The following is a 14769-nucleotide window of genomic DNA, read 5'->3' as shown; positions in this document are numbered from 1 at the left end:
GGGTATGGGTATCGAGATACAGACTACTTCTTGGAAAGCCGCGATGAACCACAAATAAGCGGCTCTTTTTTACCCCAATTTTCTGCTCTTAAACCTTATCGACTGTATCCGCCCCATGAACCCACGGGACGATATTGTTAATACGTGAGCGCCGCAATCACACTGTTAGCGCTAAGGAACCTTTGAAACCGTCACCAAAGCTCACTCATAATAAGCTATTATTTACAGTAGATTTCGGTTAATTTTCCAAAGGCCATTATGAAAAACAAACTGAGTTTAGCAATTCAAGCATACTGCAACTGGATTGATTCAAACATTATTGAAATTGCTTATGTCGGTTCCATTCTAGTTGTGATTCTAACGCTCATCATCAATCTTATTTAGGCTTCCATTTCCTAAATATTAGTTTCCTTTACTCATTACCGAGCTTTTCTAAAAGCCTCAGAGTTAAATCAATCACCTCATGGATTTGGAGTTTTACGCCTTCAAATAGCTGCATGATCGGATCTATTTTTGAGGTTGCAGCTTCAACAATGACTGATTTACCTCAACGATAAACTGATAACCTCTCATTCAATGAATCCTATCTTTTTAACCATTGCCTTGTTCGTTTGTAGGGGTCCGTCCTCTATACACGACTATTGGTTACGCTTGAATTAGGATACTATTGAATTAGAATGCCCCTCAAACATATATCGCCTTGTTGATTGAGAAACAAACAGAATGAAACAAACAAATCATATCGAACAATGCCAGCAAGAAATTTTGAGCTTTTCGGACCGATTACATCAATCTGGTTGTGCGCCTTACTCGGTAGCTCAATACACTCAAGCTTATGCAAAACGCCAGAACATTGAAGTCTCTATTGATGTGACCCCGACAAAAGTCATCACTATTTTTGAGCAACCCACGCAAAAAGTCGTGATGGAAAACAAAAAACCACCCTCGGTTAACTTACGTGATTTAGTCGCAACGCTTAAAGGGTTTTCGACTCATTCCCATTACGAAGGTTCAGAAACCTACTCGAATCGTACCTTGTGCTTTGCCAATTTATTGCTTCCGCCATGTTATTTAATGTTAGTTGGCAGTACTTATCTGGCGGTCGGTTTATCCATTATTCTGGGCGCTATAGCCTGGCTAGCACAAATTTTCCTGACTGGACCAAGAAGCATTCTTGTCGAGTTCTTTGTCGCCTTAGTAGCCAGTTTTTTAACCGGTATGATAGCGGCACAGGTTCCCGGCTTACCAACATTGGCACTGTGCATTTCTTCCATTGTCCTTTTTATTCCTGGGTTAACCGTCACCAACGGCTTAGCCAGTCTTGCTCTCAATGACTTTCGGTCAGGTATCGAACTGCTTGCACAAAGCGCACTCATAGTAATGAAAATATTCATCGGCATTGTTATGGGGTTAGGCTTAGCCAACATAATCAATCAACCATTATCGGTACCGGTATTTATTGATGAAATCCCATTCGTTCTTCATGTCACCGCACTGATCGGGATTTCTGTCGCTATTGGCCTTATTTTCAACGCAAGTATGACAGAAATTCTCTTAGGCCTTCCTGTCGCGGCAATTGGCATGTGGGGGCCACATTGGTTTACTTCCGATTGGGTTGTAGGTACATGGGTAAGCACAATACTCATTACGCTTTACGGGTTGGGGATGGGGAAATTGCGTCACGTTCCACCACTCATATACATTATTCAAGGGATCATCATTCTTGTCCCCGGTAGTCGAATCATTGTCGGAGCAAGTGAGTCCTTCTTTGCGACCTCCATTTTACCCATTCCGAATATTGGTCTGTCCGCCTTGCTGATGTTTGGCGCGATTATGGCGGGACAAATCATGGTTTATTCTATATTTAGTCGTCATTTTGATTCCATCATTGAGGACTAACCATCGAGCTAACAATCGCTGATCAACACGCCCCAATAACCCACGATTGAGTCTTTATCTGCTTTTTGACGTTAACCGATTCTGAGAAGGTACTGATGAACAGAGTCTCGAAAATCGATAAGACTATTGTGTTTCAGATGGCGAGGGGAATGAGCAATATGGATTTGGAAAAACCGAATAGAATCGAAATTAGCCAATAATTCAATAAGATAAGGATGCTTAGGATGAGTCAAAGCAAAGTAGGCAGAGGTAAGCTAGGTATAGGCAAGCGCTAGGTTGATAGGCTTGCCATCTACTCCATTTCCGTTCTAACTACGCCACCAGTGCGTTCAGTTTTTTACGCATACTCTCTTTATCAAGGCCACCTTTAGGTCCAATGAAGACTAACCGTGACGAACGAGATTCATCATCTTCCCATGCATCTCCAACCGTCACATTGGCTCGCTGGCCCGTGCACTGAAATACACAGCGATGATCAGGACGATCGGTTAAATTTAAAATACCTTTCATGCGATAAGCATCAATTGAAAACTGTTGCAGTAGAGGATACAAACTTTGTAGATTAAGCGGTTGATCAGTTTCAAAGCTGAATGTTTCGAAATCATGGTTCACGTGATGACAGTGCTCATCATGACAATCATGGTGCTGGCATTCCCTTTGATCACCCGCTATTTTGTTAGTGACAAAGCGCGTACTTTCAGGGGCATCAAATAAGATAGGTAAATCCACTTCGCCGAATGAAATATCAATCAATTTAGCAAACGGAGCTTGTACTCGGCACCATGCTTTGACTTGCTCTAGTTTATCAGCATCGACTAGGTCAACTTTATTAACCAGAACAATGTCAGCCACTTGAATTTGCTGCTTCGACAACGTCTCCATTGGGCCTTCTAGCCCTAAAATGTTTTCCGCATCGATCGTCGTCACGATTGCATTTAAAGGTGCGTGTGCTTGCAGTTCCGGATCTTCAAATTGAAGTGCCACTTCTTTGGGTTCTGCGATACCTGAAGTTTCAACAACAATATGGTCTGGGCGTTCCTCTAATGCGAGTAAACGCATTACCGAAACGACTAGTCCTTCTGCAAGGTTACAACAGATACAGCCATTCTCTAGGCTGATCATATTTTCACTTTCAGATTTAACTAACTCCGCATCAACATTGATTGATCCAAAATCATTGACGATCACAGCCATGCGCATTCCATTTGCATTGGTTAATATATGGTTTAGTAGGGTCGTTTTCCCTGCTCCTAAAAATCCGGCTAAAATTGTTACTGGAATAGGCTTCTTGCTCATAGCATGCTCTCTTTCGATTTTCGTTGTCTATATTTACTCGGTAAGCAATAAAAAAGGTTGAGCTAATGCCCAACCTTTTAAGTCAGGATAACTTAGCCAGTAACTTTGTTGCGAACCGCTTCACCTGGGTTTGAATCTAACAACATTTCACCAGCTTCAATGATAGGTGTCCCGTTTACAAGTACGTATTTCATGCCTGTAGAAAGGGCATTTGGTTTATCAAATGTTGCAACGGCTTTTACTTCATCAAGTTTGAAAATAGCTAAATCAGCATCTTTACCTACTTGAATACGACCTTTATTTGCCATTTGTGGCACAGCATCCTCAAGAATACGACATGCGTTTAAGCTAGTTCTTTCCATCGCTTCTACTAGTGTTACCGCTTTGTATTCCTCGACATATTTTTCAATAAAACGAGAGAAACAAGCAAGTGAGCGAGGGTGAGCTATTGCGTTGCTTGGAAGTGGCCATACATCACCTTCAATTAATACGCCTTTATCATCCATCCAAGGCATTGCATCTGAAGCGATAGCTGCACCTGGGAACAATACTGAACGGTCCATTTTAGCGCGATCTTCTTTGTTCTCATCGGGTTTTAAGAAGTGCATGACAACCACGGTACCGGGCGCTGATGCTTGTAGTTCAGTGACTTTTTCTTGGTTTAGTGCTTTACCATTCGCTTCCATGTAGCTAGCGCTTGGTACACCCCAACGTTGTAACCAATCGTCACCACGGAAAACTTCTGCGCCAATAACGGAAGAGCCAGCACCATAAGGATAAGCTTCAGTAGTAACGGCTAAACCTTGATCAATGGCGGATTGAACTAAATCGGCACAATCTTCGATATCTTGTACTGACGTGCTGTTGAGGTGACAAATGTGCATGTGTGCACCCGTTGTCGCCGACAGGCTAATGAGTTCTTGGTATGCTTCAAAGCTTGATTTTGGCTCTGCGCTGTTTAGGTAACGAACGTGAGTGTAAGTTGGTACTTCATAGCGTTTTGCTAGTTTAGCAAGATCATAGTACTCTTTGTGGCCATAACCTGGTGCGTAACCCGCGTTAATACCAATGCCTAAGCCCCCCTCTTTAAGACCTTGCTCAACCGAGCCCAGAATTTGTTTTAATTCATCTGGGGTTGCTAGGGTATTTTGCCAATTGTTTTTAGAAAAAGCTTTCTGGAACCAAACAATCGTACCATCAGGAGCAGGCATCGTAGGTTCTTTTGCTTGAATACGAGCGTAAGTCCATGCTACAGAAGCGCCGTAATTAATCGGGCGACCTTCAGCAGCAGTAATATCGTAGTACGTTCCGATTGGGAATAGACCAGATTCCATCTCAAGAGCGGTGGTTACGCCATCGAATGCTTGAGCACGGGCAGCAGGAAGTTGTTGTCCGTGAGCGTGCATATCGATAAAGCCAGGTGCAACCACGAGACCTTCAGCATCGATGATTGTTTTGCCTTGCAGCTTTTTGTCTGAGATTGCAGCAATACGCTTACCTTTAATACCGACGTGACGAATTGCGTCGAGTCCAGTTTCAGGATCAACAACACGGCCATTTTCGATAACGATATCAAATGGCCCTTTCTCGTTAGGCATCAGTTTGATGTTTTGGCCAACCAGTTTTTCAGGGGCTGCATGTAAAACAGAGGCAAAAGGCAGTGCCGCAGCCCCAACCGCTAACTTAGTCAAAGTCGAACGTTTATCTGTATCGACACCATCAAGTAATACTTGCGTAGCGTCCAATTCATTTGGGTCGTAATTTTTCATATTGATACCTGTTATGTTTGTTGTAAAAGAATATTAGTTCATGATTGCTATGAAAACTATGCTGCATGTAGAAAAATCAATCGATTGACTAACACCCACCTTTCCATCATTAGAATCCACTGCCAACCGTTATATAAAACGCGCTGTCAACGTCACTAAAAGCGAGGTCTACCCCCATGTGTAACCCATATCGGCAAGCTATCTGATAGCGAAATCCAGCACCATACGCATCGACACTTTCATCGTCTGACAGACTGCCCTCTACTGTCGCTTTACCCAGGCCATAAAACGCAGAAACGGTCCAACGATTATCAATCGCATTATCGTATTCCGCGACAACACCCAGCCCAGAGGTCACCGAGCTTTCGCCCATAAAATATTGAATAACGCCATTGATAGCGTTATTCACATCTTCATTACTGGTCTCAAACTCTACCGAGATCTGGCCAATAATCTGTTTCACACCCAGCATCAATGGTGTGTTTGCCACTCGAAACTGGAGCTGCTGAAGCGCAGCGACTCCCGAGGTTTTTGTGCCGAATTGAATCGTTTTGTTGTACGACGCACCTATACTGAACTCTTTGAAAATATCGAGGTTCGCCTTTCCAGCGCCAACGCCACCCGTATATCGAATGGTATCTTTTAGCCACGACGGTATCACCGTTAATGTCGGTATCAGAACCTGCGCCATATTCAAAGTCCCCACCATGAATAAAGACATACACGGGTAATGACTCTGAACCATTGATCTCCGAAGGACGCCAAATATTAAGATTCAAGCAATCTTCAGATTGCTCTTGCTGGGTTATTTTAAGCTGTGGGCACACGACGCCAAATTGTGTCGCATCTATAGCGCTATCAGCATTGTGTTCTAATTTACGGAGTGACTGTGCTGAAAACGTTGTTGATCGGCGTAAGTGATTCCTTTAAACGCTTCAATGGATACGCGTTGCTCGTCACCTGCTAAGGTATTGATCACAACAGACTCTCTATTTGCGAAAAGAGTCGCGTCCCCGATGGATACTGAAACTTGCTCTGTTGGTAATGTCTGAAGCGGTTCTGGCTTAATAGGACGTGAGCTGGTTTCATCACTACCCCACGCAGAAAGAGCAACAGTGATAGCGATAACCATGAGTGAGCGATGCGTTAAATTCATGGTTGTACCCATAAATGTGTTCGGCCATCTGACCTGATATTGGTATCATCAAACCTGAGAATCCCTATGCTCAGCCATGCTCATTTCTGGAGTATTTGAAGTATTTTTTCTTTATGGTGCGATATTAATTCACTCTTTAAATTTGAATAAATCGCTTATGCAGGACGTGATCCTACATATATTCACTACCGTGAGTGGATGTCGCTTTTTATTTATCACAAAGACTTCTTGTTGTACCTTCTTTGGCTGACTATCTAGGGTTGATAAAATTTCAACGGGTTCTTGAAACAGCTCTATAGGGGGTTGCTGTGACTCTCCTTCTGAAGCTTCAAACTCATCAAAGAACCCAAATATGTTATTAGAGTCCGATGGCATAGTTAGCACCAAACGTAAGTTTCGAGGCCAAAGCCAATATTGTTGAGGTCTGTTTTGACTTGACCCGAAGAGGTCCAAGGTAGAAGTGCGTCGATATCAGGCTCTGCTTTCGCGAGCTCTTTCATGCACTTGACCATGTAGTCTTAGAGGATAAGACCGTTGGCTTTTGCAGTCTCGACGATACTGTAAAGCATCGCGCTCGCCTCAGCACCGTTTGTGTGTTGGAGAATAGCCAATTTTCCCTGCCAATAACCAGCGGTTTAATTGCGTGTTCAGCGCGATTATTATCGATAGATAAGTGACCATCGTCGATATAACGAATGAGTTTAGGCCATTGCCCGAGCTAGTACTTTATTGCTTTGCCTAGTGGGCTAGAGCCTATCACCTTCTGGGTTGTCATCCATTGGTAAAGCTCATCCAGTATCGGCTTGGCAAGCGCTTGACGCTCTGCTTTTCGCTCTTGGGCAGGCGCACCTTTTAAGCGTGATTCTATCCCGTAGAGTTTTTGGGGTTTAGCCAGCACTTTATCAGCCTTGCCCGATTTACCTTCCCCTTGAAGCTTCTTCGCGTCCATGAACTTGCGTTAAGCACCCCACATTAGTGACGTGATGCAGACCATGATAAGCCGTGTAGCCATCGGTTTGTAGATAACCGTTGTAGTCACCTAAAAAGTCCACGGGGCACACCCTCGCGCGACTGTTTTGATAGTCGTACAAGGCGATTTTTTCACATTCGGCAGTGCCGCTTCGGGCGAGTCAGCGCCTGAGCAGTAAAGCCACATATAACACTGCTTCTCTTCTTTGAGCACATTGAGCGGCGTTTCATCCGCCTGAACCACCACTTGTTGAAGTAGGTTCTCCTTCAAGGCCGCATACAGCGGGGCGAACTTCTCACTGACTTGGATAACCCACCTTGCCATGGTGGCGCGTGATAGCTCGATACCCGACTGGGTAAACAGCGATCATCAATCAATGCATTGGGTGCTAACTCTTGTCCTCCACCCGCTAAGCGACCATTACAAAAAGCACCAACAAGGATCTCGCCGGTAAAGCTGCCTTTGTCTATGGGCAACGTGCCACTGTAGGGCTTAAAGCCAAGTGCTTTCACCACACCTGTTAGTGTATACGCACCGCCACCGAGAAAATCTTTAAGCTCGACAGGCGTTTCAGCTGTGACTTCAGCACCAAAACCCGCCGCAGCGACATTCATAAAATAGCGGTCATTCGCACGCGCGCTATCCACCGCAAACGCCTTGCCTTCCAGCGCTAGTTCAAAAGCACCCGAAATATCGTTAGGTATTCCCGTTGCGGTAGCAAAATCATTCGCAGTGCCCATTGGGATAAGCGCCAGTTGTGGTCTTTCACTGGCACGGAACTGGTTGAGCGCGTTAACGGCTTCATTCACCGTTCCATCGCCACCGACAACAATCAGACGCTTAACACCATCGCATATTGCCTCGCTTACCAAACGAAACATGTCCGACGATTCCCAAGTCACTCTAACTTGCAGGTCAATATCATTGTCCCTCGCCGCAAAGGTGGCTTGCCTTAATTCCGGGATATTGGCTTTCTTTCCGTTTAAAATCACGCGAATGCTGTCCATGGCTATGTCCTTGTATAGGCTAACTTGATAACTCTTTTGCTGCCGCTTTGATCTTAGCTCGTAACCACTTATGGCTTGGTTCATTAGTACGGCTTGGATGCCAAATCATACACATATCGAGGTCTTCCAACTCGAAGGGTAATGGTAGTGTTTTTACCGCGTACTTTTCAGCAAAACAACGCACTGATGAAATAGGCATTACTCCGATGTACTCAGAGCCCTCGATAACAGGAAGCATCTCTACAACGCCCGCTGCGCGATACACGATTCTACGTTTCTCAAGGTCACTATAGTGCTCAGAGCTTAATAAGCTTTTGCGCGCATGCCACCTAGAGACCACCACATGCTCGAGTGCTAAGAACTGTTCCATATCGATGGTATCGCCAACCGTAGGATGATCACTACTACACACCACGACCAGCTCTTCTGTAGAAATCACCTCGTGCTTAAGCATGGTTCTTCCTTTAGGCGTCATATCAACAATCACGTCGTGTCTTTGCAGCCTTAAATCAGACTCATAGTCTTCGGTAAACAGAGGATGAACCTCTAACGCGATACCAGGTGCGACTTGGCTGATTAACCGCATGACTTTTGGCATCATTTCGTAGCTCGCCGCCGAGACGCAGGCAATGGAAAACACGCGGCCTGAGGTTTTAGGATCGAAGTCTCTTGATGCGGATAAGGTAGAAGTAAAGTTTTTAAGTGCAGCGGCCATTGCAGGATAGATATCAATAGCGAATGTGGTTGGCTCTACGCCTGATGTGGTGCGATGAAACAGTGGCTCATCATAGATATCTCTCAACCTTGCAAGTGCTTTACTCACTGCTGGTTGGCTTATATCCATGCGATTAGCAGCTCTAGATAAGTTCTGCTCTTCATAGATAGCAACAAATATAGGAATTAGATTTAGTTCGGTACTTTTCATACAGTTCCATATTAAAGAAGCAGGTTCCCCATAGTAGAGAACCTGCCGATTATGTTCGATGCGAATAACTAAAGTTTGCTACTTAGTTCTATCTTTTAAGTTTGGCAAGGCTTTAGGGATTTTCAAGCGAGCGGCAATTGAACGAGAATTGCTTGAGTTTGATGTGTCACTGGGCAAGTTACGTAACCCTTTCCATAAACGAGTGAATACGTTTTTATCTTCACATCCTTGTTGAAGGGCTTCGCTATCTTCTAGCCAACGCTTTTGTCCATTTGATTTACCATGTTGCGCTTTATCCAGTTGCACTTTATTCAGTTCTAACTGAGAGGTTTGGTTTCGCAATTGACGGTAGATAAAGGTTCTTAATGCAGCCCAATTACCTTGCTTAACTAAACGACGTAGTACCAGCCAACTCGGTGTTGGGCGGTTTGCGTAGTAACGCTTAACCGAAACAATCAACGCAATGCAGACTAACAACACCAAACCAACACTAATAAACACCGACATGTAGGCCTTGATGAAAGATTGGACTGTGTGTTTGGCTTCAAACACTTCGCCTTTTATCACCACGTTTTCAAGGCGTTGATTTTTGCTGTCCCACCACTGAAATGAAAACTCTGGCAGCGTAAACTCACCACCCTGCTGAATCACATATACAGTCTGTTCAACTCGGCTTGAGCGATAATCACCACGTTCTTGAGTGTCATCCAAACGGTTGGGCTGTGGGTAAGCTTGGAACTGCTTAGTGGACTTATTGGTTAGCACATCTGGCAACAACACAGAAAAGCTGTCTTTTGCCTTAATCGTGATAGTTCGAGTAATAGCATCGCCAACTTTTAGCTCTTCACTTGAGCGTTGCCATTGCTGCTCTATATCTACTTCTGTCGCAGAAAACCAAGGCGTTTCATTATCGAGTAAACCTGAAGGCAACGAAGCTTCAAACTTAATCGGCTGCGTGTAAAGCGTACCGCCCACGTTTGAACCATCAGGAGCAGAAACTTGGATACGAACCGGTACGGTTGGAATAACAAACTCACCGGAAGTCATCGGATAAAGCGTCACTTCCCAACGCTGACGTGACCATGTAGTACCACCGACTCTTTCTGTGTAGTTCGTCGCGAGTTGGTTACGCTGCTTAGCGATAACGTTAGGGATTTCGATACTGCCGATTCGAGTGCCGCCCGTTAACCAGCGCGGTGTCGCCACCTCAATGTTCAGAATGACCTGCTCATTTACGCTGACTTTGCCCGGCGTTATTTTGTCGCCTGACTTGGGTTTCTCGCCAATCCAAGCGATAAGCTCAACGTCACCACTTTTTTGCAGATCGAAGATATCGGCAGCAGAAGCAACAGCAACAGCAAGAAAAAACCAACTAAACATAAGAGTCATCGACAACAACCATGTGCGGGCTGTGAATCGCGCTCGCTTTGATTGAATCGCTTCAAGAGCTAAATCATATCGACTCATTGCGTTTGCTCCTGTTTTGACGCTTGTTCGATGGAAGGCGCAGGATCTCTTAACTGAATTTGGAATTTGGATTTCAAGAAGAACTTAGGATCGGCTTCTACTCGCTTTAACCACTTGTCGGCAAGCTCTTGGCTGCCCAAAATCTCATTCGCGTTAAGTGTTTCCTTAAGCATCAATTCCGCTACCGTTTCTTCTTCAGCGCCATCACCCGTTCGCGGCTGATCGTCTTCGAGTTCTAAAGATTCTTCAGGGCCATCTGTGGTTCCAGACTGGCTTTCACTGGTTCGGTTTACCTCTTCGACAATTCCACTAAGCACAGCAAGATTGTTCTCCACATCCGTTCTTAGTTCTGGTGACAGATCCTCTTTCTCACTTAATGATTTCAAGAGGTCTCGTGCGGCAAGGTATTCACGCTGCCTAGCTAACGCACTCGCTGCATTGTACAAACCAAGGTCAGTTTTGGTTTGCAAAAACGCACTGTGAGCGAGCTTAAAATCACGAGCATAGTAATAAGCCGCGCCCTTTCGCATTGGGTCAGTAAAATGTTTGGCAGCTTGAAGATATTCTTTCTGATTCAACAGGCGTTGACCTTGCTGATCGGGCGTTAACCATAAGTCCCACCACCATTGAGCTGTTTTGTCCCAAGTAGTAACCGACTCCACCACAACTGGTTTCTCAGCGGTTAAGTTGACTGTTTTCGCCAAAGTGTCTGGTGAATACATGCTGCTTGTGATCATCAAACCAACGACACACCACTGCACCAACCACCCTTTTCTGAACCATAGCAACATAATGAAAGCCATTGGAATAAGCAGTCCATAGCCCATGTCTTTCCAAGGCATTGAAGATTCGCCGTTGAGCTGCATGTTTCTTTCAACCGCTCTGTTCAGTTGTTGGATATCCGAATCATCAACGGTCACTTCAATCACTCGTCCACCCGTCTTACTCGCTAAGTTACGCAGTGAATCTAGGTCGACAGGGTTATCGCTCACCACATCGCTATTTCCGGCAGCCAAAATCAGCAGCTGATATGGGTTTTCGTTAAAGAAAGTTTCAAAAGCTCGTGTGGTGCTTGGGTTTACACCATCTGATACCAACAGTACAGAAGAGCCTAACTCACCAGACAGTTGCTGATTAATCAATGGCAGTGCTTCTTCTGCTGACTTACCTGATACCGGCATGATATCGGGTGTGATAGCCGCTAGAAACGGTTCAAACACCTTGCTGTCTTGCGTGACGGGCATCGCCACGTGTGCGCTGCCTGCATAAACCACTAAGCCCGTATTACCGCCTTTGCGAGCTGCCAATAAGTCTCTAATTTTCTGCTTAGATCGTTCCAAGCGACTTGGAGGCAAATCTTTAGCAAGCATGGATTCACTATTATCAAGCACAACCAACATCGACGCTTTGTCTTCACCAAAAGGCGATGCTTCACGTTGCCATGTTGGGCCAGAACAGATAATGATGGCGATAGTCACAATTACCACCAATAGCTTCAACGGCAGTTGCTTGCGCCAGCCTGTTTCGCCAATCGTCAATGCATCACGTAAATGTGTAGGTAAAATGTCTTTCCACGTTGGTTTGGTCTCTTCTCTCCAACGAACCCATAACAGGAAGAACATCGGAATAAAGGCCAACAACCACAAAGGTCGGATAAAATGAAACTGGGTAAAAAACTGTTGTATCGTGAGAGAATCAGGCATCACTCTCTCCTTTCAAATTCTTAACAGAAGAAGCGAGCAGCGATCTTCGGCGTATCGTTGCTAAGCTGAATGCGGTCAAATACATCACTACAACAATCGCCATCAAATAGTGGTGCAGCCCCTGTTTAGGGCGATAAGTGGTACTTTCATATAACTGAGGTTCAAGCTCACCAATCTGAGCATAGGCTTTGGTCAGTTCGTCGCGGTTAAGTGCTTCAAAGGCTTCGCCACCTGACTCTTGAGCGACACGCTTGATGGTTTCCATATCCAGAGCAACCTCTCCAACGGTTTGCGGATCGCCCATCGCAATAACGTGAATTCGAACGCCTTTAGCCTTGGCGACTTTTGCGGCATCGATAGGCTCAACAAAACTTCCCGTATCATTACCGTCGGTTAATACGATCACGACTTTCTCTTTTTCGTTGGTGTCGACGTTTGAATCTTGAACGGCAGCACTTTGCTTTTCACTTTGTTCAAACACCTTGATCGCCAAGCCAATTGCATCGCCTAAGTGCGTGCTTTGCCCTGCCATAGCGACATCGGTTTGATTAAGCAGTTCAAGCCAGACATCTTGGTCAGCTGTAAACGGTGTTTGTACAAACGCTGCATCACCAAAAAGAATCAAACCGAGTCGATCCCCTTTTCTGGTTTTCGCAAAATCAGCCAGCACTTCTTTGGTCGCGTCCAAACGAGATATTTTATCGCCCCGCTTAGAGGTAAAGTCTTGTTCTGCCATTGAGCCAGATAAATCGACCACTACCATCACATCACGATCTAATTGTTCGCGAACTTGCGGCTCACCAAGAATGGTTGGTTTAGCGAGCGCGCACACCACTAATGCCCAAGTAATAATGAGCGTGGTTCGTTGCCACCAGCTTGGTGTTAGCTGGCTTGCCCCTTCAGACGGCGCTTCACCAATAGCTTCAACCAATTCACTGAAAAATGGCACCTTGATGGCCATTTGCTTAGTTCGATAAGCTGGCACTACAAAGTAGACCAACAAAGGCAGAGGTAACGCAATAAACCACAGCGGATACGCAAATTCAAAGCTGGCAGATAAAACATCAAACATTGTCTTGCCCCTCAACCGTTACCTGTACATTCGGCTTGTGAAGCTTTAGCCACATCATCGCGGTTTGAATTACCTCTAAACGCTGTTCAAAGCTCAAACGCACATTAGGATCAATTAGGCTTTGCATCCATAATTCCGAAATTTCATCGGCAAAGAACACATTGCTGTTTTCACTTGTGTTAGCGCTACCAGGCAGATAAGCGTTCAAACGGTTCACATAGGCTTGTCCAAACAGCTTTGCATTACTACTGTCTAGGTAACGAAGTACCACTTTCAGTACTTTGAAGGTTCGTTCTGTTGAATTTTTGTCTCGTGCATCCAATACCATGAGCTCTTGAAGCGCTTCTTTGCGATAACGGTTATTCCACCACCTTAACGCCAAGCGATAAGCCAGATAGATAGCGACCAATAACAGAATAACGCCAAGGATCTTCCAGCCGATCGTTTGAGGAGCCCAGCTCACACTGTCAGGAATCGCTACATCGTGCAGTTCGCGGAGGATATAGGTACTTGGGGGAGTATGTTCAACAGCCATTTAGCGCCCTCCCACTAGTTTCTGCAGCTGTGATATGTGATTGCCCGACGTGTCTAATTCTATATAAGGGAGGTTTTTCATCGCCATCAATTTAGCAAGGGACAGTTTCTGAAGTGCCGCTTTTTGGGCAAGGCTTTCACTTGCGAGGTTAACCTTAGATTGGCTATCCAGATTAAGTTGAAAGCGACCATCACCCACCACCCAGTTTGCGCTTGCAAGATCTTGAGGCAATGACTGTTCTAATGAATCGGTGACCATAATGGCCAAGATATCGTTGTGTTGCTGTAACTGCTTTAGTCGATCAAGATGTTGTTCTCGGCAGTCTCGCCAGTCACTAATGAATATCAAGGTTGATTGCTTGAGTCTCATTCGTTTGATCAGTTCAATCCACTGGCTAAAACCAACATTATCGCCATCACTTACATTGACGCCTAAGCTTTGATTGGCTTTGGTAAGATGTTTTAGCTGAGCCAACAAATCAGATTGAGAACGTTGAGCTTTGGTATGAAACAGTTTTTGGTGCGAGGCCAAAACGAAGCCGACACGATCACCATCTTTCAGCACTCGCCATCCACACAATGCCGCCACTTCGGCAGCCACAACAGATTTCATGGTGTTTTGAGACGCAAAGAACATCGAACTGCGCTGATCGACACAGATCATCACATTACGGTCTTTCTCTTCGGTATAGCTACGAATATGAGGCTTACCCGTTCGCATCGTAACTTTCCAATCGAGATTACGGATATCATCACCCAATTGGTAATGACGTAATTCTTCGAAGTTCAAACCACGACCACGGAACAAAGAGTTATGTCTGCCCGAAAGTACGCTGCCCGCTTTTAAATGAGGTAACAGTGAAAACGACTCAGCTTGAGCCTGAATTCGCACTAACCTTGAATAATCACAATACAGTCGTGGATCAAGGCCTTGCGATTTGGGAGCTTGTGTTGGCTTCGCCATGACGCCC

12 protein-coding genes and 2 pseudogenes are annotated in these 14769 nt (G+C 45.1%); 1 reads left to right on the top strand and 13 read right to left on the bottom strand.

Annotated elements, in window-relative coordinates; genetic code table 11:
- Positions 1-723: 723 nt before the first annotated feature.
- On the top strand, positions 724-1899 hold the full coding sequence (locus tag AB4482_RS05720; protein WP_017062006.1) for a threonine/serine exporter family protein: 1176 nt from the start codon (positions 724-726) through the stop codon (positions 1897-1899).
- Positions 1900-2211: 312 nt separating this feature from the next.
- Here the strand turns inward: AB4482_RS05720 and AB4482_RS05715 are convergent, their stop codons facing one another.
- The 13 genes and pseudogenes from AB4482_RS05715 to AB4482_RS05655 form a co-directional block, all read right to left on the bottom strand.
- Entirely contained in the window at positions 2212-3195 is a 984-nt protein-coding gene (locus AB4482_RS05715; RefSeq protein ID WP_372180655.1) for a GTP-binding protein, read from the bottom strand.
- Positions 3196-3287: 92 nt separating this feature from the next.
- Positions 3288-4964: an amidohydrolase family protein gene (locus AB4482_RS05710; protein WP_102319826.1), complete on the bottom strand. Its 1677-nt coding sequence runs from the start codon at positions 4962-4964 to the stop codon at positions 3288-3290.
- 109 nt (positions 4965-5073) lie between these two features.
- A complete protein-coding gene (locus AB4482_RS05705) occupies positions 5074-5709 on the bottom strand; it encodes a hypothetical protein (protein WP_372180654.1) in 636 nt (211 codons plus the stop codon).
- Positions 5669-5791, bottom strand: a pseudogene (locus AB4482_RS05700) (carboxylesterase family protein); the annotation flags it as partial. The pseudogene AB4482_RS05700 and the gene AB4482_RS05705, both read right to left, overlap by 41 nt.
- A 44-nt stretch (positions 5792-5835) precedes the next feature.
- Positions 5836-6120, bottom strand: a complete 285-nt coding sequence (locus AB4482_RS05695; RefSeq protein WP_017062010.1) for a hypothetical protein — start codon at positions 6118-6120, stop codon at positions 5836-5838.
- Between the two features lie 377 nt (positions 6121-6497).
- Positions 6498-7456, bottom strand: a pseudogene (tnpC, locus tag AB4482_RS05690) (IS66 family transposase); the annotation flags it as partial.
- Positions 7357-8097, bottom strand: coding sequence for a lipid kinase YegS (gene yegS / locus AB4482_RS05685; RefSeq protein ID WP_372180652.1), 741 nt, complete (start codon positions 8095-8097; stop codon positions 7357-7359). The gene yegS and the pseudogene tnpC, both read right to left, overlap by 100 nt.
- Positions 8098-8116: 19 nt before the next feature.
- Positions 8117-9022, bottom strand: a complete 906-nt coding sequence (locus tag AB4482_RS05680; protein ID WP_017064697.1) for a LysR family transcriptional regulator — start codon at positions 9020-9022, stop codon at positions 8117-8119.
- A gap of 78 nt (positions 9023-9100) precedes the next feature.
- Positions 9101-10489 (bottom strand): BatD family protein, encoded by a 1389-nt coding sequence (locus AB4482_RS05675; protein WP_372180650.1) that lies wholly within the window; start codon positions 10487-10489, stop codon positions 9101-9103.
- Complete coding sequence (locus AB4482_RS05670; RefSeq protein WP_372112944.1) at positions 10486-12192, bottom strand: VWA domain-containing protein; 1707 nt, start codon at positions 12190-12192, stop codon at positions 10486-10488. Before AB4482_RS05670 ends, AB4482_RS05675 begins: the two co-directional genes overlap by 4 nt.
- Positions 12185-13264: a VWA domain-containing protein gene (locus AB4482_RS05665; RefSeq protein WP_372180649.1), complete on the bottom strand. Its 1080-nt coding sequence runs from the start codon at positions 13262-13264 to the stop codon at positions 12185-12187. Before AB4482_RS05665 ends, AB4482_RS05670 begins: the two co-directional genes overlap by 8 nt.
- Positions 13257-13799: a DUF4381 domain-containing protein gene (locus AB4482_RS05660; RefSeq protein ID WP_372180648.1), complete on the bottom strand. Its 543-nt coding sequence runs from the start codon at positions 13797-13799 to the stop codon at positions 13257-13259. Before AB4482_RS05660 ends, AB4482_RS05665 begins: the two co-directional genes overlap by 8 nt.
- Positions 13800-14762 (bottom strand): DUF58 domain-containing protein, encoded by a 963-nt coding sequence (locus tag AB4482_RS05655; protein WP_108208754.1) that lies wholly within the window; start codon positions 14760-14762, stop codon positions 13800-13802.
- Between the last annotated feature and the right edge of the window lie 7 nt (positions 14763-14769).

Source organism: Vibrio sp. 10N.222.55.C7, from assembly GCF_041473335.1.
GTDB classification, from domain to species: domain Bacteria; phylum Pseudomonadota; class Gammaproteobacteria; order Enterobacterales; family Vibrionaceae; genus Vibrio; species Vibrio crassostreae_C.
Note: the sequence above shows the minus strand (reverse complement) of the source record. Positions and strands in the feature narration are given on the sequence as shown.

Coding starts and splice junctions, on each gene's coding strand:
- AB4482_RS05720 (WP_017062006.1), top strand. CDS start 724: ATGAAACAAACAAATCATATCGAACAATGCCAGCAAGAAATTTTGAGC.
- AB4482_RS05715 (WP_372180655.1), bottom strand. CDS start 3,195: ATGAGCAAGAAGCCTATTCCAGTAACAATTTTAGCCGGATTTTTAGGA.
- AB4482_RS05710 (WP_102319826.1), bottom strand. CDS start 4,964: ATGAAAAATTACGACCCAAATGAATTGGACGCTACGCAAGTATTACTT.
- AB4482_RS05705 (WP_372180654.1), bottom strand. CDS start 5,709: ATGGTTCAGAGTCATTACCCGTGTATGTCTTTATTCATGGTGGGGACT.
- AB4482_RS05695 (WP_017062010.1), bottom strand. CDS start 6,120: ATGAATTTAACGCATCGCTCACTCATGGTTATCGCTATCACTGTTGCT.
- yegS (WP_372180652.1), bottom strand. CDS start 8,097: ATGGACAGCATTCGCGTGATTTTAAACGGAAAGAAAGCCAATATCCCG.
- AB4482_RS05680 (WP_017064697.1), bottom strand. CDS start 9,022: ATGAAAAGTACCGAACTAAATCTAATTCCTATATTTGTTGCTATCTAT.
- AB4482_RS05675 (WP_372180650.1), bottom strand. CDS start 10,489: ATGAGTCGATATGATTTAGCTCTTGAAGCGATTCAATCAAAGCGAGCG.
- AB4482_RS05670 (WP_372112944.1), bottom strand. CDS start 12,192: ATGCCTGATTCTCTCACGATACAACAGTTTTTTACCCAGTTTCATTTT.
- AB4482_RS05665 (WP_372180649.1), bottom strand. CDS start 13,264: ATGTTTGATGTTTTATCTGCCAGCTTTGAATTTGCGTATCCGCTGTGG.
- AB4482_RS05660 (WP_372180648.1), bottom strand. CDS start 13,799: ATGGCTGTTGAACATACTCCCCCAAGTACCTATATCCTCCGCGAACTG.
- AB4482_RS05655 (WP_108208754.1), bottom strand. CDS start 14,762: ATGGCGAAGCCAACACAAGCTCCCAAATCGCAAGGCCTTGATCCACGA.